Genomic DNA, 23,124 nt, shown 5'->3' with positions numbered 1-23,124 from the left:
CATGTCGAATCGCGAGAAAACGCCGAGGAGTGTGTCCGAGTCGTCGAACTGTCGCGGCAGTCAGTTGTTCGACGAGTCGAGGTTGAGTGCGGCGGCGACGTCCAGGAGGCCGGCACCGGACTCGTTCGAGGCGAGGCCGATGTCCTCGGCCGAGCTGGTGAGCGTGTCACGTGCCTGCGAGGCGGACGCGCCACCGGCCATCAGCTGGCCCGCGGCACCGGAGACCGTCGGGCAGGCCATCGAGGTGCCCGAGAACGTGTCGTAGCTGCCGCCGGGGACGGTCGAGAAGATGTCCGACCCGGGCGCGGCGATCTCGACTTCGGAGCCCGTCGAGGAGAACGACGAGAGGTCGTCCGAGGAGTTCGTCGAGCCCACGGCGACGACCTCGGGGTAGGCGGCCGGGTAACCGACACAGTCGGTACACGGGCCGGAGTTGCCTGCCGCGGCGATGAGCAGGACGCCCTTGCTGTCGGCGTACTGGACCGCGTCACGGAGCGCCGAGGAGCCCGAGGAACCGCCCAGGCTCATGCTGGCGACGTCCCAGCCCTGGTCGGCGACGTACTCGACACCGGCGGCGATGTCGGAGAACGACCCGGACCCGCGGCTGTCGAGGACCTTCACGGCGTGCAGGGTCGCCTCGGTGGAGACGCCCACCACACCCTGGGAGTTGTCGTCCGCGCCGGCGATACCGGCGCAGTGCGTGCCGTGCTCGTTGTCGTCGTCCCAGTCGTAGTTGCAGCTCTTGCCCTTGCACTTCGCGAAGGAGGCACCCGAGCCGAGGTTGGCCTGCAGGTCGGGGTGGTCCGAGTCGATCCCCGTGTCGAGGATGGCGATGTCGGCCCCTGCGCCCGTGTTCCCGTTGGCGTGTGCGACCTCGGCGTCGACGCGGTCGATGCCCCACGGGAGTGTCTGGCTGGTATCGCCGCCGCCACCACCGTCTCCGTCCTTGCAGTCCGGCCACGGGCTACACTTGCCCGGCGGCTTGTACGTGCTCGGCTGGTGCGGGATGGCGAACATCTGCGCGTTCTCTTCGACGTAGCGGATGTTGGGGTTCTTCTGCAGACCCTTCAGTGCCTTGCGCGGGACCTCGATGGTCATCGCGTCGAAGTTGAAGCGGCGCTTGACGCTCGAGGCCGCCTTCTCGGCCCGCGCCCGTCCTCGTGCGCCATCGAATCCGACGTTGACCTCGACGAAATCGCCGCCTTTCGCCTGCGACAGTCCGACGACCCCCGTCGCCGTGAGTGCCCCACCCGTCGTTTTCAGTAGCCGCCGCCGCGACATCTGACTGTTGTTGTCTGCCATGTCCATCGTTGACGAGACCCCTTCTATAATTAAAACTTGTGTTTCTTCGGTGAAATTAGCCATACAATTTAGATAATTTAGAAGTAACGTGAGTTGGAAATCTATCGTTACGGTCGCTACCCCCCTCTGAACACGTTTTTTCAAAATCTGACCGCCGGAATAAATGAGTGTGGAACGAACTATCGCCCGAAACAGCCGGTCTCCGAACCCGACGATGGTGCTGGCGGGCTGGTCCAGACCACCCCGGTTCGCCCCGACTCAGTTGTTCGACGAGTCGAGGTTGAGTGCGGTCGCCACGTCCAGCAGGCCGGCACCGGACTCGTTCGAGGCGAGACCGATGTTCTCGGCCGTACTCGTCAGCGTGTTCCGCGCCTGCGAGGCGGACGCGCCGCCTGCCATCAGCTGTCCGGCCGCCCCGGAGACGTGCGGGCAGGCCATCGAGGTGCCCGAGAACGTGTCGTACCCACCCGGCACCGTCGAGTAGATGGACGAGCCGGGCGCGGCGATCTCGACCTCGGGGCCCGTCGAGGAGAACGACGACAGCCCGTCCGAGTCGTTCGTCGAGGACACGGCGACGACCTCCGAGTAGGCAGCCGGGTACCCCACACAGTCCGAACACGGCCCCGAGTTGCCGGCGGCGGCGACCAGCAGAACGCCATTGTCAGCCGCGTACGTGCACGCATCCTTCACGGCCTGCGAACCGGAGGAGGCACCGAGACTCATGCTCCCGACGTCCCAGCCCTGGTCGGCGACGTACTCGATACCGGCAGCCACGTCGGAGAAGCTCCCCGACCCGCGCTTGTCGAGGACCTTCACGGCGTGCAGGGTCGCCTCGGTGGAGACCCCGACGACTCCCTGACTATTGTCGTCTGCGCCCGCGATGCCGGCACAGTGCGTGCCGTGGTCGTTGTCGTCGTCCCAGCTCGTCGTACAGCTCCCACCGCGACAGCTGGCGAACGCCGTCCCCGTCCCGAGGTTGGCCTGCAGGTCGGGGTGGTCGGCGTCGATACCGCTGTCGATGATGGCGATGTCGGCACCCGCACCCGTGTCCCCGTTGGCGTGCGCGACCTCGGCATCCACCCGGTCGACACCCCACGGCAGGGTCTGGCTGGTGTCACCGCCGTCGCCACCGTCATCGCAGCTCGGCCAGGGTGAGCAAGCGCCTGGGGGCGCGCGCGTTCCCGGTCGGTTCGGGATGGCGTGCATCAGCCCGTTCTTCTCGACGTAGCGGATGTTCGGATTGCGGTCGAGCGCACCGACGGCCTTCGCCGGCAGTTCCACGGTCATCGCATCGAACGCGAACCGACGTGTGACCGACGATGCGGCGCGTTCGACGGCGCGCTGGCCACCTGGACCGTCGAACCCGACGTTGACCTCGACGGTGTCGCCGGCGGCTGCCTGTGACAGCCCTGTGAGCGACGCCGCGGTCAGGGTCCCCCCTGTCGTCTTGAGCAATCGACGCCTCGTGACCTGCCCCTCCTTTCGTGACATGACAACATGTACCACACACCGTTGGTAATTAATATTTTGGATTTCTGGAGAGTTGAGCCACAGCTACTGGTTAGAACACCAACACGACCGCAGAAAGGGGGACCAGTGACAGTTCAGTTGTCCGAGGAATCGAGGCCGAGGGAGGCCGCGACGTCGAGCAGCCCGGAACCGGACTCGTTGGAAGCGAGGCCGATGTTCTCCGCCGTGGCCTTCAGCTGGTCGCGGGCCTCGGACGCCGTGTAGCCGTTGGCCATCAGCAGGCCGGCAGCGCCGGCGACGTGCGGCGTCGCCATCGAGGTGCCCGAGTAGGTGTCGTAGCCGCCGTTGGACGCGACGGAGGAGTAGATGTCCGTCCCGGGTGCGGCGATCTCGACCTCCGGCCCCGTCGAGGAGAAGTCCGAGAGGCTGTCGTCGGAGGCGGTCGAGGAGACGGCCATGACCTCGGGGTAGGCGGCCGGGTAGCCGACACAGTCGGTACACGGACCGGAGTTACCCGCCGCGCCGACGAGGAGCACGCCCGCGTTCACGGCGTACTGGCAGGCGTCACGGAGCGCCGAGGAGCCCGAGGAGGCACCGAGGCTCATGCTCCCGACGTCCCAGCCCTGGTCGGCGACGTACTCGACACCGGCGGCGATGTCGGAGAACGAACCAGAGCCACACTTGTCGAGGACCTTCACGGCGTGCAGGGTCGCCTCGGTCGAGACGCCGATGACACCCTCGGTGTTGTCGACCGCGTTCGCGATGCCCGCACAGTGGGTCCCGTGGTTGTTGTCGTCGTCCCACGACTGGTAGCAGGTGTTGTCAGCGGGCTTCGCGCCGAAGCGACAGCCACCCTTCGTTTTACAGGCGACGAAGGATTTGCCCGAGCCGATGTTGGCCTGGAGGTCGGGGTGGTCCGAGTCGATCCCCGTGTCGAGGATGGCGATGTCGGCTCCCGACCCTGTCTCGCCGTTGGCGTGTGCCACGTCGGCGTCGGTGCGGTCGATTCCCCAGCCCTCGGTCTCGGCGAGGGCGTGCATCGTGCCGTTCTCTTCGACGTAGCGGATGTTGGGGTTCCGCGCCAACGCCTCTGCCCCCTTCTTCGGCAGCTGGATCGTGGCGGCGTCGAAGTTGAACTCGCGTACGACGTCGTCGGCCGCGCTGAGCGTGGCGTTGCGGCCGCTCGCTCCGTCGAACCCGACGTTGACCTCGACCTTGTCGGCCGGCTTGGCCGAACTCAGGCCGACGATGCCCGCGCTCGCGAGAGCGCCGGTCGTCGCTTGCAGGATGGTACGCCGTGACGGTTGTGAGTCTTTGTCAGACATCCAGCCCAACGGTAATCACCATCGGGTACATATAGTTTGGGTTCTGTCGCGAACGGCCACTAGATTTAACAATAACATTTCTAATGGCTATCACTGTCCGTTCTTGATTCAGATTCGTTGAGTTAGTTTAGAAAATAAATCGCAAAAATTGCCAGAAACATTCTACGTCTGGGCGGTCGGTCTGGGACGAAGCGGGAATATTCTCCGGGAAAACGAGCGACAGACCAGTCACGCAACGCGGCCGAGACCCGGCGCGCGCTGCGTCGGCCCACCTATACTGTGAACTCCGCCGACGCCTCGCAGTCCGCATTCGACGCCGACAGGAACGCCTCGGCGACGTACTCCCCGGGCTCGGGGTCCTCCCAGATACACTCGTAGGTGACGTGGTCGCCCGGTGCGATGGTCTCCTGCTGGAGCATCTGCATGAACATCTGGCCCTCGCTCCAGCACCAGACCTGGGTGTCCCCGTCTTCGATGACGAGCACGTCGTGGGTCTGCCCATCGGCGAACTGGAGTTCGACGGGGTCGCTACCGGTGTTCTCGACGGTGAACGTGAACGTAACACCGTCGTCTGTCGACGCCGCCTCGAGTGTGCCCGAGAGTGACATACGGCGGGGTACTGGCGGGGGCGACATAGGTTTTGTCCGTAAACCCGGCACATCTATATCGGCCGTCGGCATAACCGGAAGCTATCTATGGAGATGGAGTTCGAGCCCGACCGACCCCGCGGCTTCCTGTCCCCGGCGGACCGCAAGTACCTGCTCGGGTTGACCGAGATGACACACGAGCAGTCGAAGCGCAACGCCGAGGCGCGCATCCGCAACCGGGTGACGAACGGCATCGTGGACTTCTACCTGCTGATCCGGAACCTGGAGCGCAAGGACCGTCGCCAGATATTCGAGAAGGGCCTGGACGACCCCGCCTTCGAGTACGGGCTGGTCGGGATGCTGGCGTTCAGCTACATGGGGCTGAAAGAGACCGGCATGGACTTCGAGCACGTGCTCGCCCCGGCCATCACGCGGGCCGAGGAAGCCTACGCCGCGGAGGGCTTCGGGACGACGGTCGACGTGACCGTCTCCCTCGACGTGCAGGTCGAGCGCCGAGAGGAACTGGACTCGGTCGCTACCCGTCTGAAGGCCGGTGAACCGGTCGCTCCCGACGAGTTCATGTCCGTGATGGCCGGCGACGACGAGGTCCTCGACCATCTCGATGCCGTGATGCTGGACATGTCGAAGGGGACTCTCGGGATGGACGACGAAGAGTACGTCCAGCGCGTCGGGGCGTTCCTCGGGAGCGACCCGGAGTTGCTGGACGACGACCTGGTCAGGATTCCTGTCGAACAGTAGCGTCCGGCCGGGTGGTTGCCGTTTCGTTCGGTACGACTCGTCCCCAGAGCACCAGCAGGCTCGGGAAGACGAGCACGGCAGCCACGAACGCGAACACGATGGCGAGGCCGATGACGATACCGAAGCGCTGGAGCGACGGGACGATGGCGAGCGCGAGCACCGAGAACCCGGACGCCGTCGTCACGGCACTCCCGAGGAGCGCGCCACCGGTCCCGCCGACGGTGGCAGAGACCGCGTCGTCGACGCTTCCCAGTCGGTCGAGCTCGTCGGTGAAGCGCTCGGACATGTGGATGCTGTAGTCGACGCCGAGGCCGATTCCTAAACTGGTGATGAGGGCGGTCTGGGCGTTGAACGGGATCTTCAGGAGCCACATCGCGCCGAGCACCCACGCCAGCGAGAGGACGACGGGGAGGAGGGTGATGGCTCCGAGCGACCCGTACCCGGTGAAGAGCCGGTATCCGATGACGAGGACCGCCAGCACGGCCAGCACCGTGACGACGAGGGTGACGACGACCGTCTCCAGCAGCCCGTCCTGGATGATGGCGGTGAGAACGGGCTGGCCGGTCGCGGTGGCGGTGAGGCCGTTGCCCTGGGCCGGTTCGACCGCGGCCTGCATCTCGTCTCTGACCTGCGGGACCGGCGAGCCACCCTGGATGGCGACCTGCATGCGCAGCGCGACGTACTCGCCGTCGTCGCGAGCGATGACGCGACGAGCCTCGTCGGGCGACACCTGATAGAGCTGGTCGTAGACCGCCTGCAGGTTCCGGTCGGGGACGCCGTCCCCGTCGGTGTCCGCGTCTGCGACCGTCTCGGCGAAGGAGGCGTTCCGGGCGGCCACCTGCTGGATGGTCGAGAGCGGCCCGACGATTCGGGGCTCCCCGTCGGCGAGCGTGATGACGGTCTCGCTGTCGCGCACCCGGTCACGCACCTGCTGGACACGTTCCAGGGTGTCCGGGTCGGTTATCGACCCGCCCGATTCCTGGATGAGCAACTCGGCCTTCGAGGACGAGTCCTGCTGGAGGAACTTCCCGTTGATGTACTCCGCGTTCTGTCGGATGTTGTACTCGCCGGGCGCGAACGGCTCGGGTAACTCCTTCATCCAGCCCGGCGGCTCCTCGGTGAGGAAGTCGCTCCGGTCGAAGCTGGTGTCGACCTGGGTCGCGCCGTAGGCCCCGCCCGCGCTGAGCACGAGTGCGACGAGCAGGACCGCGATGGGGGCCCGTTTCGCGCCGATGCTCCCGATGGCGAGCAGGCGGCCGACCCCGCGGCCCTCCCCGCCGAAGGGTTTCTTGCGCCGGTCGAACCCGAACCGTTCGAGCAGGCCGTCGACCTCGACCTTGAGCGCGGGAATCAGTGCCCCGAAGACGAAGAGGGCGGCGACGATGCCGGCCGCACTCGCCAGCCCGAAGTTCTGGAGCGGTGGTAGCGGACTGGAGAGGTTCGAGAGGAACCCGATGGACGTGGTGACCGTCACCCAGACCAGGGCGACGCCGACGCCAGCGAGGGCTCGCTTCATCGTCACGTCGACCGAGGCGTCCGGGTCCTCCTCGCGTGCCTCGCGGTGGCGCATGAACACGTGGATGGCGTAGTCGATCGCCAACCCGATGAGCAGGATGGGGACGGCGATGAGCGTCGTCGAGAAGTCGATGCCGGCCCAGCCCATGAACCCCTGCATCCAGACGAGCACGAGGCCGATGCCCAGGGTACTCAGGACGATGTCGACGAGGTCCCGGTAGGCGATGACCAGCGTGACGATGACGAGGAGCAGTGCCAGCGGCCCGATGATGGTGAAGCTGTCACCGATGGACCGCCCCGTCTCGTCGTTCACGATACCGATACCGAAGACGAACGAGTCACTGCCGAGGTCTGCCTCGGCGATGTCCTGCACCGCGAGTTGCCCCGCAGCCACGTCCTCGGGGAGGTCGGTGCCGCTCGAATCCGCGGGGACCGACTGGAAGACGAGCATGACCCGGGCGTCGGCGGTGGTAGAGCCGGGGTCGTAGTCGATGGGCATCAGGGCGAGTGCGTCACCGCCGGGGGCGGCACCGCCGTCCCCGCCCTGGGAACTGTCGCCGAGGATGCCGCTGACGAGGCTGTCGACCTCGGACTCGTTCAGGGACTCGACGGCCGATATCTGTTCGTCGAGCGAGGGCGGTGCACCGCCCGGCTGTCCGCTCTGGGCCCGCTCGCGCTGGATGGCCGCGATGGCGACCGCGTTGGACACGTCGACGACCGCCGGTGCGTCGGCGAGCGTCCCGTCGACGGTCTCGTTCTCGTACAGCGCCTGCTGGAAGCGCAACGACGAGAGCAACGACTCCTTCGAGAGGACGTTGTCGCCGCGGACCACGACCTGGACGGTGGTCCGGTTCTGGCCCTCGGTCCGGAAGTTCTGCTCGATGTACTCCAACTTGTCCGCGGCTTCGGTCTCAGTCTGGAAGCTGTCCATCGAGGCCGACTGGTCGACCTGCGAGGCACCGCTCCCGACGACGAGTGTGGCGACGAACAGGAGGACGATGACTAGCTTGCTGTGTTCGACGATTGCCTCGGCGATGCGGTCCGCGTTCACGTCGTGCCCACCTCGACAGGTGGTGTCGGAGACGGCAGGTATACTGTCATATTCCGCGCTTCGACGGACTGATAGAAAACCGTTGTGCTAAACGAGTTAGGCCATAATCTGTTATGGGTTATAAAGTGCCGAACGACACGACTTTACCCCGAACAGCGCTACCTCGGCGTGTGCAGATCGTCGGCTACGAGACCGAGCGCGAATCGCGCGCACCGGCCCTGGTGTTCGCCGAGGACGGGACGACGACCCGCCAGCGCCTCGACCCGGGGACGGAGTTCGCGTACACCCTGGGCGACCGCTGGTGTGCGGGTGCGCTCTCCGACGAGGAACACCGCCCGTGCGACCGCGACGAGACGCCGTACTGCTACCAGCACCAGCGCACCTGGCAGTGTGCAATCTGTACGGGCGACTGTGACAAACCGCTCGACAGCTGCGAGGAGGAACACGCGGTCTATCTGGCCGCGTTCGCCCCGGACACGTTCAAGGTCGGCGTCACCCGTTCGTGGCGGCTGGAGACGCGCCTCCGCGAGCAGGGGGCGGACCGAGCGGCCCACATCCACACCGTCTCCGACGGTCGCATCGCCCGGCAACTGGAGGCCGAACACGCCCGGGAGGTGCCACTGCCGGACCGGGTCCGCGTCCCCACGAAACTCGCGGGGTTCGGAACCACGGTCGACGAACCGGCCTGGACCGACCTCCTCACGAGGTTCGACCCCATCGAGACGTTCGCCTTCGACTACGGGCTCGACCTGTCGGTCCGGCCGGTCGCCGAGACGGTGCTGGCCGGTGCGGTCGTCGGTGTGAAAGGGCGGGTGCTGGTGCTCGACAACGCCGGCACGACCTACGCTGTCGACCTCCGCGACCTGGTCGGCTACGGCGTCGAGGAGCGGGCCCCCGAGCGTGACCTGCAGTCCAGTCTCGCCGTCTTCTCCTGAACGGTCGACAGGTGGCGACCGACTCACCTGCCCGCGAGAAAAACCCTTTTCGGTACGGAGATGGAACGCGACGGTATGGCAAACGACGAAGACCACAGCGAAGAGGCCCCGGGCGAAGAAGCAGGCGAGGAGGACGGAGAGTCCAAGTCGTTCCGCGAGCGTGTCGAGGAGATCCGACAGCGACGCGAGGAGGAGTCCGACGAGGACCGACGCGAGCGCATGGAAGAGATGATGGGCGGCGGCGGTGGCGGCCCCGGTATGGGCGGTGGCGGTGGCGGCCCCGGTATGGGCGGCGGCCCCGGCGGCCCCGGCGGCATGGGTGGCGGCAACCCGTTCGCCCAGATGATGGGCGGCATGATGGGTGGCGGTCCCGGCGGCCCCGGCGGTCGGGGCGAAGAAGGCGGTGCCGACAACGAGGAACTGGTCCGCGAGGTCCGCCAGATGCGTGACGAACTTCGCGACCAGACCCGCGCGCTCAAGCGCATCGCGGACGCGCTCGAAGACCGGTAACTACTCCGTCACTTTTTTGCCGGAGGCTTCCACAACTTGTGTGCCGAGATGTCGCTCTCGGCAGTGCTTCTCTACGCGGTGCTCGACGAGCTGCCGGAGCCGCACACGCGAATCGCCCTGTCGCTGCTCCCACTCGCGTTGCTCGGGACAGCGCTGCGAGTACTGTTCACCGGTGGCGTGAGTGACAGACTCGGGCTGGCGCTGGCGCTGCTGGCGGGGCTGTTCTTGCTGGGGACGGTACTGGACGGGCTCAGACGCGAGAAATCGCTGTTCGAGCGTGGTTACGACACGCTGTCGTAGAGCGACGCGAGGCGGTCGACCGCGTTCGAGATGCTCACCTCGTCCCGGCGAGCGAGACAGTTCTCGGAGAGGCGGTCGCGGTTCTCGAGGGTGCGCTCGATGCCCGCTCGGAACCCCTCCCGGTCGCCGTGCTCGAAGTGATACCCGGTCACGCCGTCCTCGACCGTCTCGGCGAGCGCGCCGGCGTTCACCCCGACGACCGGGGTCCCGCAGGCATTGGCCTCGAGGGCGACGAGCCCCTGCGTCTCGACAGGCGAGGGGAAGGTGAACACGTCGAGGGCGGAGTAGAACGCGGGCATCTCCTCGCGGTCGAGGAACCCGAGGAACCGTGCGTCCACGTCTCGCTTCCGTGCCTCGGCCTCGAGGTCCTCGCGGGCGGGGCCGTCGCCGCCGAAGACGACGGTCGCGTCGAGCCCCTCCGTCGCCGCGAGTATCTGGTCGAGTTCCTTCTCGTACCCGTGGCGGCCGGTGTAGCCGACGAGGGTGCCCGAGAGGTCGTACTTCTCGCGGAACCCGGTCGCGTCGACCGGCTTGAACTGCTCGGTGTCGATGCCGTTCGAGACGACCCGCACCGGCGTATCGACGCCGACGACGTCGGTGAGGTGGCGGCGCGTCGGCCCCGACGGCGTGATGACGAGGTCGGCGCGGTCGTAGAACCAGCGCTCGTATCGCTTGCTGAGACGCTGGAGTCCGCCGGCCAACGTCTGCGACGGCGAGATGTACTCGGCGTACTCCGCGGTCGGGGTGTGATAGGAGGCGACGAGCGGTTTGTCCTCCGAGCGCGCGAGTCGCAGGCTGGCGAGGCCGAGCGCGAACGCGGTGTGTGCGTGGATGACGTCCGCGTTCTCGACGGCGTCGGGAATCTGCGGGGCACCGACGCGGAAGCCCTCGTAGAACGGGAACGGGACCGACCTGACCGGGTACTCGCCGGCGGCGGGCGAGTGCCCGTCGGAATCGGGGTACACCACGTCCATCCAGCCGTCCTGGCGGTTCCACCGCTCCCGCCAGGATTTGATGGTGTAGGTCACGCCGTTTACCGTCGGGAGATAGGTGTCGGTAAAGGCCGCAACCTGTTGCGTCATTATCGCCGTAATCAGGCGACGAACACTTAAAAGGAGTGACTTCAGTCGGCCGAGAGGAGGTCGCGGTACGTGTCCGCCAGTTCCGCACCGATGGTCTCCAGACTGTGCTCTTCGGCGGTCTCGCGGGCGTTCTCGCCCAGCCGGCGGCGGAGGTCGGGGTTCTCGTCGAGGCGGTCGAGGGCGGCCTCGAACTCCGCGTTGGTCTCACAGAGCAGGCAGTCGTGGCCGTCCTCGAAGTACTCCCGGAAGACGGGGATGTCACGCAGGACGACTGCCTTCTCGCACGCCATCGCCTCCAGCACGACCAGCCCCTGGTTCTCCACCTTCGATGGGAAGCAGAACACGTCACCGGCGGCGAACGCGGCGCGCTTGTCGTCCACCCAGCCGGTGAAGGTGAGGTTCTCGGGCGGGTTCTGGGTCCACTTCCGGACGGTCTTCGAGGCGTGGGGGCCTTCGTCGTAGGTCCCGAACCACGCGAAGTCGTAGTCGGTCGACTGTGCGAGTTCGCAGAACGTGGTCAGGCCCTTGCGCTCGAAGACGCTGCCGACGGCGAAGACGACCATCCCGTCGAGGTCGTACTCCTCGCGGGTCTCCTCGCGGAAGGGTTCGTGGCCGGCCATCGAGTCGAGGTCGATACCGTTCGAGATGGGTTTGATGGGCGCAGAGAGCGGGTAGTCGTCGAGGACCCCCTTGGTGTACTCCGAGGGACAGAGCACGAGGTCGGCCTGCGAGTAGAACCGCTTGAGATACTGGCCGAGGGCTGGCGCGACCGCGTCCGAGAACCGGAACGACCCGCGGAAGTCCTCCTTGGTGACGTGGGCGTGGAGGACCAGCGGGATGTCGTTGCGCTTGGCATGGCGGGCCACGGCCAGCGACTCGGGCCCGATCATGTTGCAGTGAGCGAGGTCGTAGTCGGCGAAGAGGGACTCGTCGAACGCGAGTTTGGCGAACGCGGCGTCCGGGAGGGAGCCGTCGGTCCAGGGCGAGTCGACGACGTCGATGTCGGGGGCGGCCCGCGCCAGCGACTCGCGCTGCTGGTCGGCGGCGGTGCCGATGCCGCTTCGCTCCAACTGGGATTCGAGTTCGAGGTGATTCAGGACGCGCACTGTCGTGTCGGTCCTCGGACGACAGAAAAATAGTTTGCGACTCGTCGCGGATTCGAGGCTCCCTCGGTCGGAAGACGGTACCCCTTTTGTCGTCGGGGCGGAACCCACGGACAGATGACCATCGCGGAGGAGCGAATCGACCGGCTGGACGCCCTCGCCCGGGAGGCGACGCGCAACGGCGAGTTCGACCGTGCCCGAGAGTACGTCCGGCTCGCCAGACGCATCGCCGAGCGGAACCGGGTCCGGCTCCCGTACCGGTTCAGACGCTTCACCTGCGACGACTGCGACGCCTACCTTCTGCCGGGTGTGAACGCCCGGACGCGACTGCAAGACGGCCACGTGGTCGTGACCTGCGACTGCGGACACCACACGCGGTACCCGTACCGCTAACCCCCAGATATCGGTCCTGTCGTCGGTCGCTACCCGCCCTTTCGTCCGCACCTGCACCTCGCACGTTTGGTGAAACATTGAAAGCGCTGGCCGCAAAAGCGGGGGGTATGAGTAACGAAGAGCTTCGCCGAGAGGCCCACGAACTCGATGTGACAGTGTGGGTCGGCAAAGGCGGTATCGACGCGGTCGTCGACGAGTTGAACGACCAGCTGCAAGGAAACCAGATGGTGAAGGTGAAGTTCCTCCGGGCGGCCCGGGGAGGAACCTCGACCGAGGAACTCGCCGAAGAACTGGAAGGCCTCGTGAACGCCGAGCTGTTCGACGTTCGCGGGAACACTGCCGTCTACAACTGATGTTCGGGGGCGTACTCCTGCAGGGGAACGGTGCGGGCCTCGACGGGATCGCCAGGGCCCTGTTCGACGCCGGTATCCCGGAAGCGTACGCAGCCGATGTGGCCTCGGCCATCCTGTTCCTCGTCGGCTTCCTCGGGGTCTACGCTATCGGTCGAATCGTCGTCCTCCCGCTCGTCGGGACGCTCATGGACCGCCGGGGACTGGACAAACACGCCCGGATTCCCCTCCGGAAGATAACCTACTTCGCGATAATCTTCACCGCGATCGGCTTCGCGTTCGCGTTCGCCGGCTTCGGAAACATCCTGACCGCCCTCGCCACCATCGGTGCGGCGGCCACGCTCGCCATCGGTTTCGCGATGCAGGACGTCATCGCGAACTTCGTCGCTGGCGTGTTCATCTTCACGGACAAGCCCTTCCGCATCGGCGACTGGATCGAGTGGGACGGGCATTCGGGAATCGTCGAGGACATCAGCCTGCGTGTCACCCGCGTCAGGACGTTCGACAACGAACTGCTGACGGTCCCGAACTCGCAGCTGACCAACGGCGTCATCAAGAACCCGGTCGCGAAGGACCAGCTCCGCCTGCAGTTCCTGTTCGGCATCGGCTACGACGACGACATCGACAAGGCGACCGAGATAATCGTCGAGGAGGCAGAGCAACACGACGGCATCATGGACGACCCCGAACCGACCGTCCGGCTCACCGAGTTGGGTGACTCCTCCGTCGGGCTGAAGTCCCGCATCTGGATCGACAACCCGTCGCGCGCCGACTTCGTTCGGACCCGCGGTGAGTACGTCCAGGCCGTCAAGGAGCGCTTCGACGAGGAGGGCATCGACATCCCCTACCCGAACCGCACCATCGGCGGTTCGCTCGACATGGCACAGCTCTCGGAAGTCGTCTCCGCGGACGACTGACTGCGGTTCTCTCCTCGCCGGTTCGTTCCGGTTCGTTCCTCAGTCGTCGTCGGAGAACTCCTCGACCGTGGGGACCTCGGCGGTGGTGACCGGTTCGACCCGTCGCCCGTCGAACCAGCTCCGCGCGAGCACCGGCCGGGCGACGCCGACGGCGACCACGGTCAGCGCGACGAAGAGGCCGACGCCGACCGTGTCACCCTGCTGGACGAAGTAGCCGACGGCGTCGACGAAGGCGTAGGCGAGCAGCCCCGCCGCGACCAGGAAGGCTCGAATCGCGTAGGACCGCTCGGTCACGAGTGCCGTGCCGGCGACGAGGAGCGCGATGCCGGTGCCCACCTGTCCCACGAGTCTGGGCGTCAGCGGCAGCGGCTCGTCCTGGACGGCTGGTACCTGACCGCTGCCAAGTAGCACGAGCCAGTACCCCACGAGGACGACGGCGACGGCGATGGCGGCCCAGCCGGCGAGTCGCATCGCGTCGGCCCGGGCGGTCGCCGACGCCCCCACATCGGTCGACTGGAGCGACCGGTAGAGCAGGTCCCGGCTCCCGCCGACGACCAGCCGGTCGGCAGCGCGGGCGGCGACGGCGAACCCGGCGAAGAACGCGCCGAGCAATGCGGCCGACTGCACGTCGAAGGTCGCGCCGTCCTGTCGTTCGAGCACCATCGCGAACAGCCGGTCCAGCAAGGTGCCGACCGCCGGCCAGACCGCCGCAGCGACGACCAGCCCGACCAGCACCGTCGCACTGTAGAACACGTAGGCGGTCTGGGTCGGTCGGTCGCGGTCGAGGAACGCCAGTCGCTCTGTCGGGGTGTCGAACGACCGTGGGTTGGCGGTCACCTGTCGGACGAGTTGTTTCACGACGACGGCACCGACCACCAGCCACAGTAGCACCGCGAGCCACGTCGTCACCGAGTCCGCCGCGACCGCGGGCTCCCAGCGCTGGATGGCGACGACCGCCGGGCCGGACAGCCGGTCGACCACGAAGTAGAAGAGGACCAGCCAGAGTCCGGCCGCGACCGGCCCGTCCGTCGGTGTCAGCAGGTCGAAACGCGCCTGTGGCTCGTGGTCGCTGCTGGCTGTCTCACGAGTGCCCGTCTCGGTACTCACGCGTCTCCCTCCGGTGCCCGTTTCGGCGATACCAAGACCATACTACCTCTAGTGACGAGATGCTGACCCAAATACCGAATCACTCCTCAGTACGCGTGAGAGTCCGGACTGGCGGGGGATAGCCGTGGCTGGCAGGAATGAATGCGATATGAATGGTGGACGCCTGGGATTGCCCGGCGTTCCCGGACGGGGAATCTCGGTCGTCTCCTCCACCCCGCGACCCATCGAGCGACGGGTGTCCGACGGTGAGCTGCTCACTTCCGTGCCTGACTCATTACCGCCGACCAACGACGGAGTGCCATCCCTGCGGATGGACCCCGTCGACCGCCGTCCCCGACGGACGAGGCTTCTACGTCGACTCCCGAGGCCCGTCCGGGTCTGACCGGACGCCCTCAGGATTCGGTCCCCGCTAAAGACCATATCGCGGGTTGGGAGCAGGGCCTAACTGCCCGACCTAGTCCACTCCCTCGTAGCCGCTTGCCTCTTAAGGACCTTTCGACTCGAACCGTTCGACGGCGGCCGGTTTCGCTCGGCAGGGTCGGGGTCTCAGACCGACAACAGCCCGAGGACGCGGGCGTACCACGCGCTACAGGCGGCGACAGCGACGCTACAGAGCAGCACCGCCCACGGGTGGTACTCCATCCACGCCTCGGTGCCGAGGCTGCTGACGACGCTGCCCGCGTCGAGCGCCCAGGACAGCGTGAGGAACGCCATCACCAGGCCGAAGACGAGGGTGACGCCAGCGGCGAGGTCCGGTTCAGTGCGGCCCTCGCGCCCGGCCGCGAAGACGATGACCGCGACGAGCGCGAACAGCGAGAGGTACGTCGGCGAGACGATGCCGACGCCGTAGTACGTTCCGAGGCCCGAGATGGCGGTCTCGGAGAGGGCGACGTAGGGGACGAAGACGGCGACGACGAACGCGAGTGCGGCGACGATACCGACCGTCGGTGGGGTCCGGAGCCGATTCATGCGCCAGACTCGTCGCGGACGGGACATAAACGCCGCGAAGGAAGCACCCGGGTGCCGACCGCGCCGGAGTCGCAGGGGCGAGGCGGAACGCACAACATCCCCGGGGTCGATTATATCAGTATGGGACTTGGTTCGGCAGGCAAGATGCTACAGACCCTCCAGACGGTTTCAGAGCGCGCAGAACAGCTCTACGCACAACTCAAGGACGTCAGGGAGCGCCTCACACAGATCGAGAACGACGTGGACGCGACCACGAAGACGGTCGGTGAACTGGAGACGGAACTCACCGAGCACCGCGTGATCCTCGAGGCACTCGCAGAGAAGGAGGGTATCGACGTGGGTGAACTCCTCGCGGACGAGCTCATCACCGAGGCGGAAGCCCCAGCCGAGAAGGTCGCCGAGGCCGAGACGAGCGCCGAGGACATCCCCGTCGAGGAGGAAAGCGCACCACAGGACGAGGGGACGACCAGTTCTGCCGGCACGAGCGAGTAAAAACACCTATCGGGCGGCGGCAACAATTGCCCCCTACATGACGACCCACGAGGAACCGCTGGACTCGGTGCTGGACACCGTCGGTGAGACGCCGCTCGTACGGGTTCACGCCGCCCCAGACGACGTCCCCGTCTACGCGAAGCTGGAATCGTTCAACCCCGGTGCCAGCGTGAAAGACCGCATCGGGAAGTACATGCTCGAACGGATGCTCGAAGACGGCCAGCTCGAACCGGGCGGGACCGTCATCGAGCCGACCGCGGGCAACACCGGCATCGGGCTGGCGGTCGCCGCCGGGCAGCTCGGACTCGACGCCATCTTCGTCGTGCCCGAACGGTTCTCGCTCGAGAAGCAACAGCTCATGCGAGCGCTCGGAGCCGAGGTCATCAACACCCCGACCGAGGACGACATGGGCGGGGCCATCCAGCGCGCCCACGAACTCGCGTCGGAACTCGACAACGCTGTCGTCCCCCAGCAGTTCGAGAACCCGCTGAACACCGAAGCACACTACGCCACCACCGGGCCCGAGATATACGACGCCCTCGACGGGCAAGTCGGCGCAGTCGTCGCCGGCTGTGGCACCGCCGGGACCCTCATGGGCATCGCGCGCTACCACCGCGAACGGAATCCCGAGACCTACGTCGGCGCGGTCGAACCCGAGGGCTCGCTCTACAGCGAGTTCAAGGGTGACCACCCGGACGCCGACGCGTACAAGATAGAGGGTATCGGCACCCACGACACGACCACCAACAAGCTGTTCGAGCCCGACCTCGTCGACGACATCATCCAGGTCGCCGACCAGGCCGCCCACGCCGAGGTCCAGCGCCTCGCCAGCGAGGAAGGCCACCTGGTCGCGTCCTCGGCTGGTGCCGCGAGCGTCGCCGCCATCGGCGTCGCCGAGCGCATCGCGAGCGGCGAGATAGACGCCCCCTACGACTCGGTCGTCACCGTCTTCCCCGACTCCTCCGAGCGATACCTCTCGAAGGGTATCTACCGGCCGTACGAGGAGTGGGAGGGCTGAGCCGATTCAGACGAGTCGAGCGTGCTCGACCTTCATGCACTTGTCCTGAACGAACTGGATGCCCGCATCTTCCGCCTTCTTCGCGGCATCGTCGTCACGGATACCGAGCTGGGTCCAGATGACCTTCACGTCGTCACGGGCCAGTGCCTCGTCGACGATGCCCGCGACCTCCTCGGAGGGACGGAACACGTCGACGACGTCGATCTCCGCCTCGACGTCAGCGAGCGAGTCGTAGGTGGGTTCGCCGAGAATCTCGTCGGCGAAGGGGTTCACAGGAACGATTCGATACCCGTGTGACTGCAGGTACTTCGGGATGTCGTGGGCGGCCTTCCCGGGCGAGTTCGAGCAGCCGACGACGGCGATGGTGTCGTACTCGAGAACCTCGCGAAGGGTGGTGTCACTCTTGACTGGCATACCTGAAGAGACGGCTGCGTGACCGAAAAGCGTGCCGGGCGGTCGGTTACTGGGACGGGATACCGGCGGTGTGGAGCGTCGGTTCGCCGTCGTCGTTCTCTTCGACCTCGATGACCGCGTCGAACAGCTGTTTCAGCGTGTTCATCGTCTGGTCGTCGTGGGCCGTCGAGTCGATGATGTAGACGCCGAGCGCGTCGGCGGACTGGACGCGGCCGGTGAACACGTGGAGGAAGCGGAAGACGGTCTGGAGGTCCGAGTACATCAGGAGCGTCGAGACGGAGTGCAGCAGGATACGGTTCTTGCGGTGGCCGCGCACCTCGTAGAACTCCTCGAGGAACTCGGAGAGCTTGATACCGATGCCCGTCATGTCGACCGGCGACGACGCGTACTTGATCCGGGCGTCGTCGGTGACGTTATTGACGCCTCGTTGCTTCGTCACGCAGTCGACGATGCCGATATCGACCGCGTCGATGTCGTCGACGCGACTCTCGTACTGGTCGAATATCTTCTGGGCGCTGTCCTTGGTGGTAACTATGATGGTCCCCTCGCCCTGCTTGGAGCCACTCGCGAGGATGTCCAGCGCGATCTGTCGTTTCCCCGTCAGCGGTGGACCGGCAACCAGCAGGTTCGTGCCGGGAGAGAGTTCCGCATCCGGTAGAACGTCGGCCAGGTCATACATGGCGTTTCTACATCACTCGGGACCAGTGCCGTCCGGTTAGTGTCGAGACCGGTTCCCTCGTATGGTATGAGAATACAGTATCCGGCTTATAGTACTTTTGATTAAAATCATCACTACGGTATCACAACACATCGCCGTCGGTGATTCTCGGGGGCTATGCGACCAGGACAGCGACCCGACCGACGATGAACGCCGCGGCCGCGAGGAACATCCCGTACTTGAGGTGTGTCTGGCTCGCGGTCGGGTCGCTGTAGCCCTCGTAGGCCGCGTACAACATCAGGGCGTCCGCGGGCAGGACAGCGATGAGGTAGGCGATACCGAGCGTCTCCCGGAGGTAGGGGACGGGACTGGCAAGGACGGCCGCGACGAGGGCGGTCGACGCGAGGAGAAGCGCCCGCCGCTCACCGACCGCGATGGGCAGCGTCCGCAATCCCTCCTCCCTGTCGCCAGCGATGTCCTCGACGTCCTTGATGACCTCTCGACTGACCGTCGAGAGCGCGGCGAGTAGGAACAACGTTGCGGAGGCGGCTGCATCCCCCACTGCGGCCCCACCGAACAGGAACGTGCTACCACCGAGGTACGCCACCAGGAGGTTCCCGAACCCGGGTGTCCCCTTGAACCACTCGGTGTACGCGACCAGCGCCAGCAGGTTGAACACCGCGATGCCGATGGCGAGTGCGGGTAAGAGCAGTGCGAACGCGGCCGCCAGCGCGAACAGGAGCACGCTGAACGCCAGCGTGCCACGAGCACTCACCGCCCCACGGGGGATGGGTCGGTCCGGCGCGTTGATGCGGTCGATATCCCGGTCGAAGTAGTCGTTGATGGCGTTGCCCCCGCCGGTCGCGAGGACCGTGGTGACGCCGGCTGCCAGCGTCCGAACCGCCGGGGATTCGATGCCGGCGGAGACGACCGTCACGTCCGCACCGACGGCGACGAACGCCCCGATGAACGTGAGGAACCCGGCGGCGACGGCGTTCACCGGCCGGGTCAGCTCGACCAGTCCCGTGACCCGGTCTTTGACACTCATACGCTTCACTGTCTGGTGATACAGCAAAAAAGGCGTGATTGGCGTCGGGTCGTGGCTAGGGGACCGGCCGAGCACGGAGGGTTGCGGTCTGTATCAGTGATGGACTGGCCGGCTGACTGGCCGCGACTGCGGCGTCGACCGGCGCATGGGAGACACCCGGGAGGACTGCGATTCGATTCGACTCGTTGTCGCCGACCTCGATGGTGTCCCGGTCGATGTCGACGACGTAGCTGTTGTCGCTGCTCCGGTTGCCCGCCGAGTCGTCGTCCGTCTCGTCCGGGGACCCGGGCGGGTCCGGATAGCTGACCGACGTGTCGTAGGCGTCGAAGTGCAACACGACGAAGTCGGTGTCCTCGGCGTCGTGGTTGAGCCTGACGACGATGATGGCGTCGTTCTCGCCGAGGTCGAACTCCCCGCTGGACTCGTCGATGAGGTCCAGCCCGGTCCGGCTCTCGTAGTTCGAGATGACGTCCCGGAACGGCGTCGCGCTGTCCTTGTACCAGCCGGCAGTGAACGCCGACGATGGCGGGACCGCATCGCCGTCGACGAACGTCTCGTGGTACGTGTCGGAGGCGTTCGACTGCGACTGGTGGGTCGGGGTCGTCTGGTTGATGCCGTCGCAGGTGACGTGGTCGTACTCGTCGCCGTTGTGCTCGACGGTGTCCCAGGCCGCGGTCATGTTCTCGCAGTTGTGGGAGGTCGCCGCGACCGAGAAGTAGTCGCCGACGTCGATGGCGTCGATGTCGACCGATTCGACGGTGTCGGTCCCGTCGGGCTCGACGTTGACGTCGTCGAGTTCGACGGATTGCCCGCCGAAGTTCAGGGAGAGACTGGTGTTCCTGTGCTGGATGACCGTCACCGTCTCCTCGGTCACCTCACCGGCGATCTTCCGGAAGGTCTCGTTGAGGTCCGCCGAGTCCCCCACCTGGGAGACGTTCCCGTCGGTGGTATCCGCCATGTCCTTCAGGAGGTCCTCGTCGGTGTTCCCGCCGAGACCGACCGTCTGTATCTGGATGTTGTCCGGGAGGTCGGCGGCGGCCTGCAGGACGTCGTCCTCGTCACCGTCCGGTCGGCCGTCGGTGAGGAACACCATGACCTTCTTCTCGTTGTCGCCCTGCTCGAGTTCCTTCTCGGCCCGTTCGATGGCGTCTTCCATCGGCGTCCCACCCGTGGACTGGAGGTTCAGGCTGGTGTTCGCCCCGTCGAAGTCGAGGCCGCGGGTCTGGATATCGTGCCGGACCGCAGCGTCCGGATTGTTGGCGGTGCTGAACGAGACGACGCCGACCTGGTCACCCCGGGACGCGTTCAGCATCCCGATGAAGGTCTGCATCGCCTTCTCGCGTTCGTCGGTCGGGTCGTTTCCGACGTTGACCACCGTGACCGCGTCGATGCCGTCGGTGTCGACGGTCGCACCACCCACCTTGCTCACCGTTTCCCCGTCGTCGTACGTGATGTCCCACCGGAAGCCGTCCTCGACAGTCGCTTCCTGGACGCGATAGCTATCGCCGTTGCACAGATTCAGATAGCCCGGGCCACTCACGCCATCGTAGAAGCGGCCATCGTAGAGCAGGTCGGTGTCGCCGCGTGGGATGTAGACGTTCTCACAGCCCCCGTGAACACGCGTCCACTGGCCCGGGTCATCGTAGGTCTGCACCTGTTCCGTCCCCATCGAGCCGGAGTCGTCGATGACGAACACCACGTCGAGGGGGTCGCGTTCGCCGACCGTCTTCGTCGTCTCGACGACGTCCGCGACGACCGTCCCAGCGACGCTGACGCGCGCTTTCGACTGGTTCACGACGAGCGCGTTCTTGCGCTCGTCTTCGTCCACGCCGGCACAGCCGTTGTCGCCGGTGTGGCTCTGGGCGGCTGCCGGACAGTCGTCGTAGCTGTCCGGGACGCCGTCCAGGTCGCCGTCTGCGACCGTGTCGTCGGGGTCGGCCGAGTCGGGGATGCCGTCGCCGTCGGAGTCGAGGTTCCCGGTCCGGACGTTCTCGTCGAAGTGGAGCTGTGCTCCCTTCTCGACGACGGTCTCCCCACCGATGACGGCACCGAACACCTCCGCGTGGTCGCCCGGCCAGTTCGCTTCGAGCGTCGTCGTCCCGGACGGGCCGGGTGCGTAGGTGACGCCGGTGTAGCGCGACCCCGGCTCGAAGGTCACGTCCGCGCCGCTGCGCGCATAGGTCCAGAACCGGGTTGCGTTGTTCGTCGGTGAGCCGCCCGGTCCGAGCACCGTGACGGTCCCGCCGACGGTCACGTCGTTCATCACGAACAGGCGAACCTGCCCATCGCCCTCGACCTCGATGCGGCCCTGGACGTCCACGGACCGGTTCACCGCGACGACCACGTCGCCGCTACTGGTGTCGAAGGTGACGGTCTCGCCCGTATCGACGTCGAAGCGCTCGGCGAGGTAGACACCGGCGTCGACGGTTCCGGACTGGCGAATCGAGTCGGGTTCGCTCGCGTTGAACACGGGCGTCTCGTCGTTGTGGTTCGAGAGCAGGGCCGAGTCCACGGCGAACTCGACGTCGTCGTCGGCGCGGGGAATCGCGTTCCCGCTGTACGCGAAGCCGTCGTGCCACGAACCGGTCACGTCGTACTGGTGGGCCGGCGGCGTGGAATTGCTCCCGTTGTACGAGACGTCCCCGTCGATACGGGTCGGGTCGGCCGCGTTCCCCTGGATGGTCACGTCGCCATCGACGGCCACGTTCCCACGAATCTCGACACCCTGGCGGACGGTTATCGACCCGTTGTTCACCACGAGCGCCGCCGAACCGCTCTGGACCGCGTGTGGCGCCACCGCCGAGTCGTAGCTGTCGACCAGCGTCTCGGTGCCGACCGGGGCGGGGGAACTCTCGAAGACGATGTCGGTCGTGCCGGTCCCCCAGATACCGGCTTTGACCTCGGCGTCCTCGACGACGAACTCGCCCGGGGAGACTGCCTGTCCGAGGGGGACCGTGTACGAGAGCCTGCTGTTCGCCTGGTCGTACTCGCTGTCGATGACGTTGCCCTCGAACTCGTCCTGCATGTACCGGTTCCACGCCTCGATGTAGGACGAGTTCTCGATGGTTATCGTGAGGGTCCGCACGCGGTCGATGCTGGCGTTGGTCGAGACCGGCAGACAGAGTCGTTGCTCCAGTGCGGCACGCTCGCTGGCGTTCGTCACCTTCTGTGCAGTGACTTCCCCGTCGCCGTCGATTGCCCCCTCGACGTTCACCACCGGGAAGTCGAGGGTCCGAATCGGTCGGGGGTCGTCGGAGACGCGGTAGTCGAGACCCGGCGAAGAGACCATGACCGACCCCGAACTGGTGTTCTTCCAGACGCCACCGGCCTGGTAGGCGACGGTGTCACCGTCGTCGTTCTCGTAGATGACGGAGCCAAGAGCCATCGACGCCTGGCAGTTCGCGTGGCCGTTTATCTGGAACGTCACCGTCCCGTCGTCACGGATGGTCGCGTCCTCCGCGTTCTTTCCCGTGAGGTCGATGGAACTCACGTCGCCGACGTCCCTGAACGAGAGCGTGCGTAACCGGGCACTGGCCTCTTCGAGGGTGAGTTCCGCGCTTCGAATCTCGTTCTGTTGCTGCACCGACTCGGTGACCGACGCCGCGTTGAGGAGGATGAATCCCGACGCGACGGCGACGAGACCCATCAGGACGACGAGTCCAACGACAGGTGACACGCCTCGTTGTTCGCGTGTGGTAGTGGTCTGTGATGGCGATAGCATGGTCCCAACCTAACTATATTTACACACAATTATTGTGTATATAACTCTAATGGGCGTTGAACGAATCCTAATTGGTGTGAAATAGACTGGCAGCTTCG

Annotated in this window: 22 protein-coding genes and 1 other RNA gene; 9 read left to right on the top strand and 14 right to left on the bottom strand. The window is 66.1% G+C overall.

Annotated elements, in window-relative coordinates; translation table 11 throughout:
- Positions 1-60: 60 nt before the first annotated feature.
- The 4 genes from ACSC1S_RS06885 to ACSC1S_RS06870 all read right to left on the bottom strand — a co-directional run bounded on the left by ACSC1S_RS06885 (position 61) and on the right by ACSC1S_RS06870 (position 4,705).
- A complete protein-coding gene (locus ACSC1S_RS06885; protein WP_435363703.1) occupies positions 61-1,302 on the bottom strand; it encodes a S8 family peptidase in 1,242 nt (413 codons plus the stop codon).
- Positions 1,303-1,560: 258 nt separating this feature from the next.
- On the bottom strand, positions 1,561-2,793 hold the full coding sequence (locus tag ACSC1S_RS06880; protein ID WP_435363702.1) for a S8 family peptidase: 1,233 nt from the start codon (positions 2,791-2,793) through the stop codon (positions 1,561-1,563).
- A gap of 113 nt (positions 2,794-2,906) precedes the next feature.
- Positions 2,907-4,097 (bottom strand): S8 family serine peptidase, encoded by a 1,191-nt coding sequence (locus tag ACSC1S_RS06875; RefSeq protein WP_435363701.1) that lies wholly within the window; start codon positions 4,095-4,097, stop codon positions 2,907-2,909.
- Between the two features lie 272 nt (positions 4,098-4,369).
- The gene (locus ACSC1S_RS06870) at positions 4,370-4,705 is read right to left on the bottom strand and encodes a BsuPI-related putative proteinase inhibitor (protein ID WP_435363700.1); all 336 of its coding nucleotides are present in this window, start codon (positions 4,703-4,705) and stop codon (positions 4,370-4,372) included.
- An 87-nt stretch (positions 4,706-4,792) separates the two neighbouring features.
- On the opposite strand from ACSC1S_RS06870, the gene ACSC1S_RS06865 reads away from it, so the two are divergent.
- Entirely contained in the window at positions 4,793-5,443 is a 651-nt protein-coding gene (locus ACSC1S_RS06865) for a DUF8102 family protein (RefSeq protein ID WP_435363699.1), read from the top strand.
- Here the strand turns inward: ACSC1S_RS06865 and ACSC1S_RS06860 are convergent.
- On the bottom strand, positions 5,421-8,009 hold the full coding sequence (locus ACSC1S_RS06860; RefSeq protein WP_435363698.1) for an efflux RND transporter permease subunit: 2,589 nt from the start codon (positions 8,007-8,009) through the stop codon (positions 5,421-5,423). The genes ACSC1S_RS06865 and ACSC1S_RS06860 overlap by 23 nt on opposite strands.
- 170 nt (positions 8,010-8,179) lie before the next feature.
- Here ACSC1S_RS06860 and ACSC1S_RS06855 point away from each other — a divergent pair, with 170 nt between their 5' ends.
- From ACSC1S_RS06855 to ACSC1S_RS06845, 3 genes are all read left to right on the top strand, one after another.
- Entirely contained in the window at positions 8,180-8,944 is a 765-nt protein-coding gene (locus ACSC1S_RS06855) for a DUF2797 domain-containing protein (protein WP_435363697.1), read from the top strand.
- Positions 8,945-9,019: 75 nt separating this feature from the next.
- The gene (locus ACSC1S_RS06850) at positions 9,020-9,454 is read left to right on the top strand and encodes a hypothetical protein (protein WP_435363696.1); all 435 of its coding nucleotides are present in this window, start codon (positions 9,020-9,022) and stop codon (positions 9,452-9,454) included.
- Positions 9,455-9,502: 48 nt separating this feature from the next.
- Positions 9,503-9,754 (top strand): hypothetical protein, encoded by a 252-nt coding sequence (locus ACSC1S_RS06845; protein WP_435318122.1) that lies wholly within the window; start codon positions 9,503-9,505, stop codon positions 9,752-9,754.
- On the opposite strand, the gene ACSC1S_RS06840 is transcribed toward ACSC1S_RS06845, so the two are convergent.
- Entirely contained in the window at positions 9,736-10,836 is a 1,101-nt protein-coding gene (locus tag ACSC1S_RS06840; RefSeq protein ID WP_435363695.1) for a glycosyltransferase, read from the bottom strand. The two genes, ACSC1S_RS06845 and ACSC1S_RS06840, sit on opposite strands and share 19 nt — an antisense overlap.
- Positions 10,837-10,877: 41 nt before the next feature.
- Positions 10,878-11,942 carry a glycosyltransferase family 4 protein gene (locus ACSC1S_RS06835; protein WP_435363694.1) on the bottom strand — a complete coding sequence of 355 codons (1,065 nt, stop codon included), beginning with the start codon at positions 11,940-11,942 and terminating at the stop codon, positions 10,878-10,880.
- A gap of 114 nt (positions 11,943-12,056) precedes the next feature.
- Here ACSC1S_RS06835 and ACSC1S_RS06830 point away from each other — a divergent pair, with 114 nt between their 5' ends.
- The 3 genes from ACSC1S_RS06830 to ACSC1S_RS06820 all read left to right on the top strand — a co-directional run bounded on the left by ACSC1S_RS06830 (position 12,057) and on the right by ACSC1S_RS06820 (position 13,599).
- Complete coding sequence (locus ACSC1S_RS06830) at positions 12,057-12,332, top strand: ribonuclease P protein component 4 (RefSeq protein WP_261651053.1); 276 nt, start codon at positions 12,057-12,059, stop codon at positions 12,330-12,332.
- Between the two features lie 107 nt (positions 12,333-12,439).
- Positions 12,440-12,685 carry a YhbY family RNA-binding protein gene (locus ACSC1S_RS06825; RefSeq protein ID WP_435318119.1) on the top strand — a complete coding sequence of 82 codons (246 nt, stop codon included), beginning with the start codon at positions 12,440-12,442 and terminating at the stop codon, positions 12,683-12,685.
- Entirely contained in the window at positions 12,685-13,599 is a 915-nt protein-coding gene (locus ACSC1S_RS06820; protein ID WP_435363693.1) for a mechanosensitive ion channel family protein, read from the top strand. Before ACSC1S_RS06825 ends, ACSC1S_RS06820 begins: the two co-directional genes overlap by 1 nt.
- 39 nt (positions 13,600-13,638) lie before the next feature.
- Here the strand turns inward: ACSC1S_RS06820 and ACSC1S_RS06815 are convergent, their stop codons facing one another.
- The 3 genes from ACSC1S_RS06815 to ACSC1S_RS06805 all read right to left on the bottom strand — a co-directional run bounded on the left by ACSC1S_RS06815 (position 13,639) and on the right by ACSC1S_RS06805 (position 15,675).
- On the bottom strand, positions 13,639-14,706 hold the full coding sequence (locus ACSC1S_RS06815) for a DUF8058 family membrane protein (protein WP_435363692.1): 1,068 nt from the start codon (positions 14,704-14,706) through the stop codon (positions 13,639-13,641).
- Between the two features lie 153 nt (positions 14,707-14,859).
- Positions 14,860-15,171: signal recognition particle sRNA (ffs, locus tag ACSC1S_RS06810), an RNA gene on the bottom strand.
- Between the two features lie 81 nt (positions 15,172-15,252).
- On the bottom strand, positions 15,253-15,675 hold the full coding sequence (locus ACSC1S_RS06805) for a DUF7548 family protein (RefSeq protein ID WP_435363691.1): 423 nt from the start codon (positions 15,673-15,675) through the stop codon (positions 15,253-15,255).
- A gap of 120 nt (positions 15,676-15,795) precedes the next feature.
- Between ACSC1S_RS06805 and ACSC1S_RS06800 the strand changes: the two genes are divergently transcribed.
- Both ACSC1S_RS06800 and ACSC1S_RS06795 read left to right on the top strand, forming a co-directional pair.
- Complete coding sequence (locus tag ACSC1S_RS06800; protein ID WP_435318114.1) at positions 15,796-16,167, top strand: DUF5798 family protein; 372 nt, start codon at positions 15,796-15,798, stop codon at positions 16,165-16,167.
- 37 nt (positions 16,168-16,204) lie between these two features.
- Positions 16,205-17,185, top strand: a complete 981-nt coding sequence (locus ACSC1S_RS06795) for a PLP-dependent cysteine synthase family protein (RefSeq protein ID WP_435363690.1) — start codon at positions 16,205-16,207, stop codon at positions 17,183-17,185.
- Positions 17,186-17,191: 6 nt separating this feature from the next.
- Here ACSC1S_RS06795 and ACSC1S_RS06790 read toward each other — a convergent pair whose 3' ends face one another.
- The 4 genes from ACSC1S_RS06790 to ACSC1S_RS06775 all read right to left on the bottom strand — a co-directional run bounded on the left by ACSC1S_RS06790 (position 17,192) and on the right by ACSC1S_RS06775 (position 23,026).
- Complete coding sequence (locus ACSC1S_RS06790; protein WP_435363689.1) at positions 17,192-17,599, bottom strand: CoA-binding protein; 408 nt, start codon at positions 17,597-17,599, stop codon at positions 17,192-17,194.
- 46 nt (positions 17,600-17,645) lie between these two features.
- Complete coding sequence (locus tag ACSC1S_RS06785; protein ID WP_435318111.1) at positions 17,646-18,278, bottom strand: RAD55 family ATPase; 633 nt, start codon at positions 18,276-18,278, stop codon at positions 17,646-17,648.
- A 154-nt stretch (positions 18,279-18,432) separates the two neighbouring features.
- Positions 18,433-19,305, bottom strand: coding sequence for a geranylgeranylglycerol-phosphate geranylgeranyltransferase (locus ACSC1S_RS06780; RefSeq protein WP_435363688.1), 873 nt, complete (start codon positions 19,303-19,305; stop codon positions 18,433-18,435).
- 55 nt (positions 19,306-19,360) lie between these two features.
- A complete protein-coding gene (locus tag ACSC1S_RS06775) occupies positions 19,361-23,026 on the bottom strand; it encodes a DUF7289 family protein (protein ID WP_435363687.1) in 3,666 nt (1,221 codons plus the stop codon).
- Positions 23,027-23,124: the final 98 nt, after the last annotated feature.

The sequence above is a fragment of the Haloarchaeobius pelagicus genome (genome assembly GCF_051207375.1).
Classification (GTDB): domain Archaea; phylum Halobacteriota; class Halobacteria; order Halobacteriales; family Natrialbaceae; genus Haloarchaeobius.
This window is presented reverse-complemented; position numbering and strand designations above follow the sequence as displayed.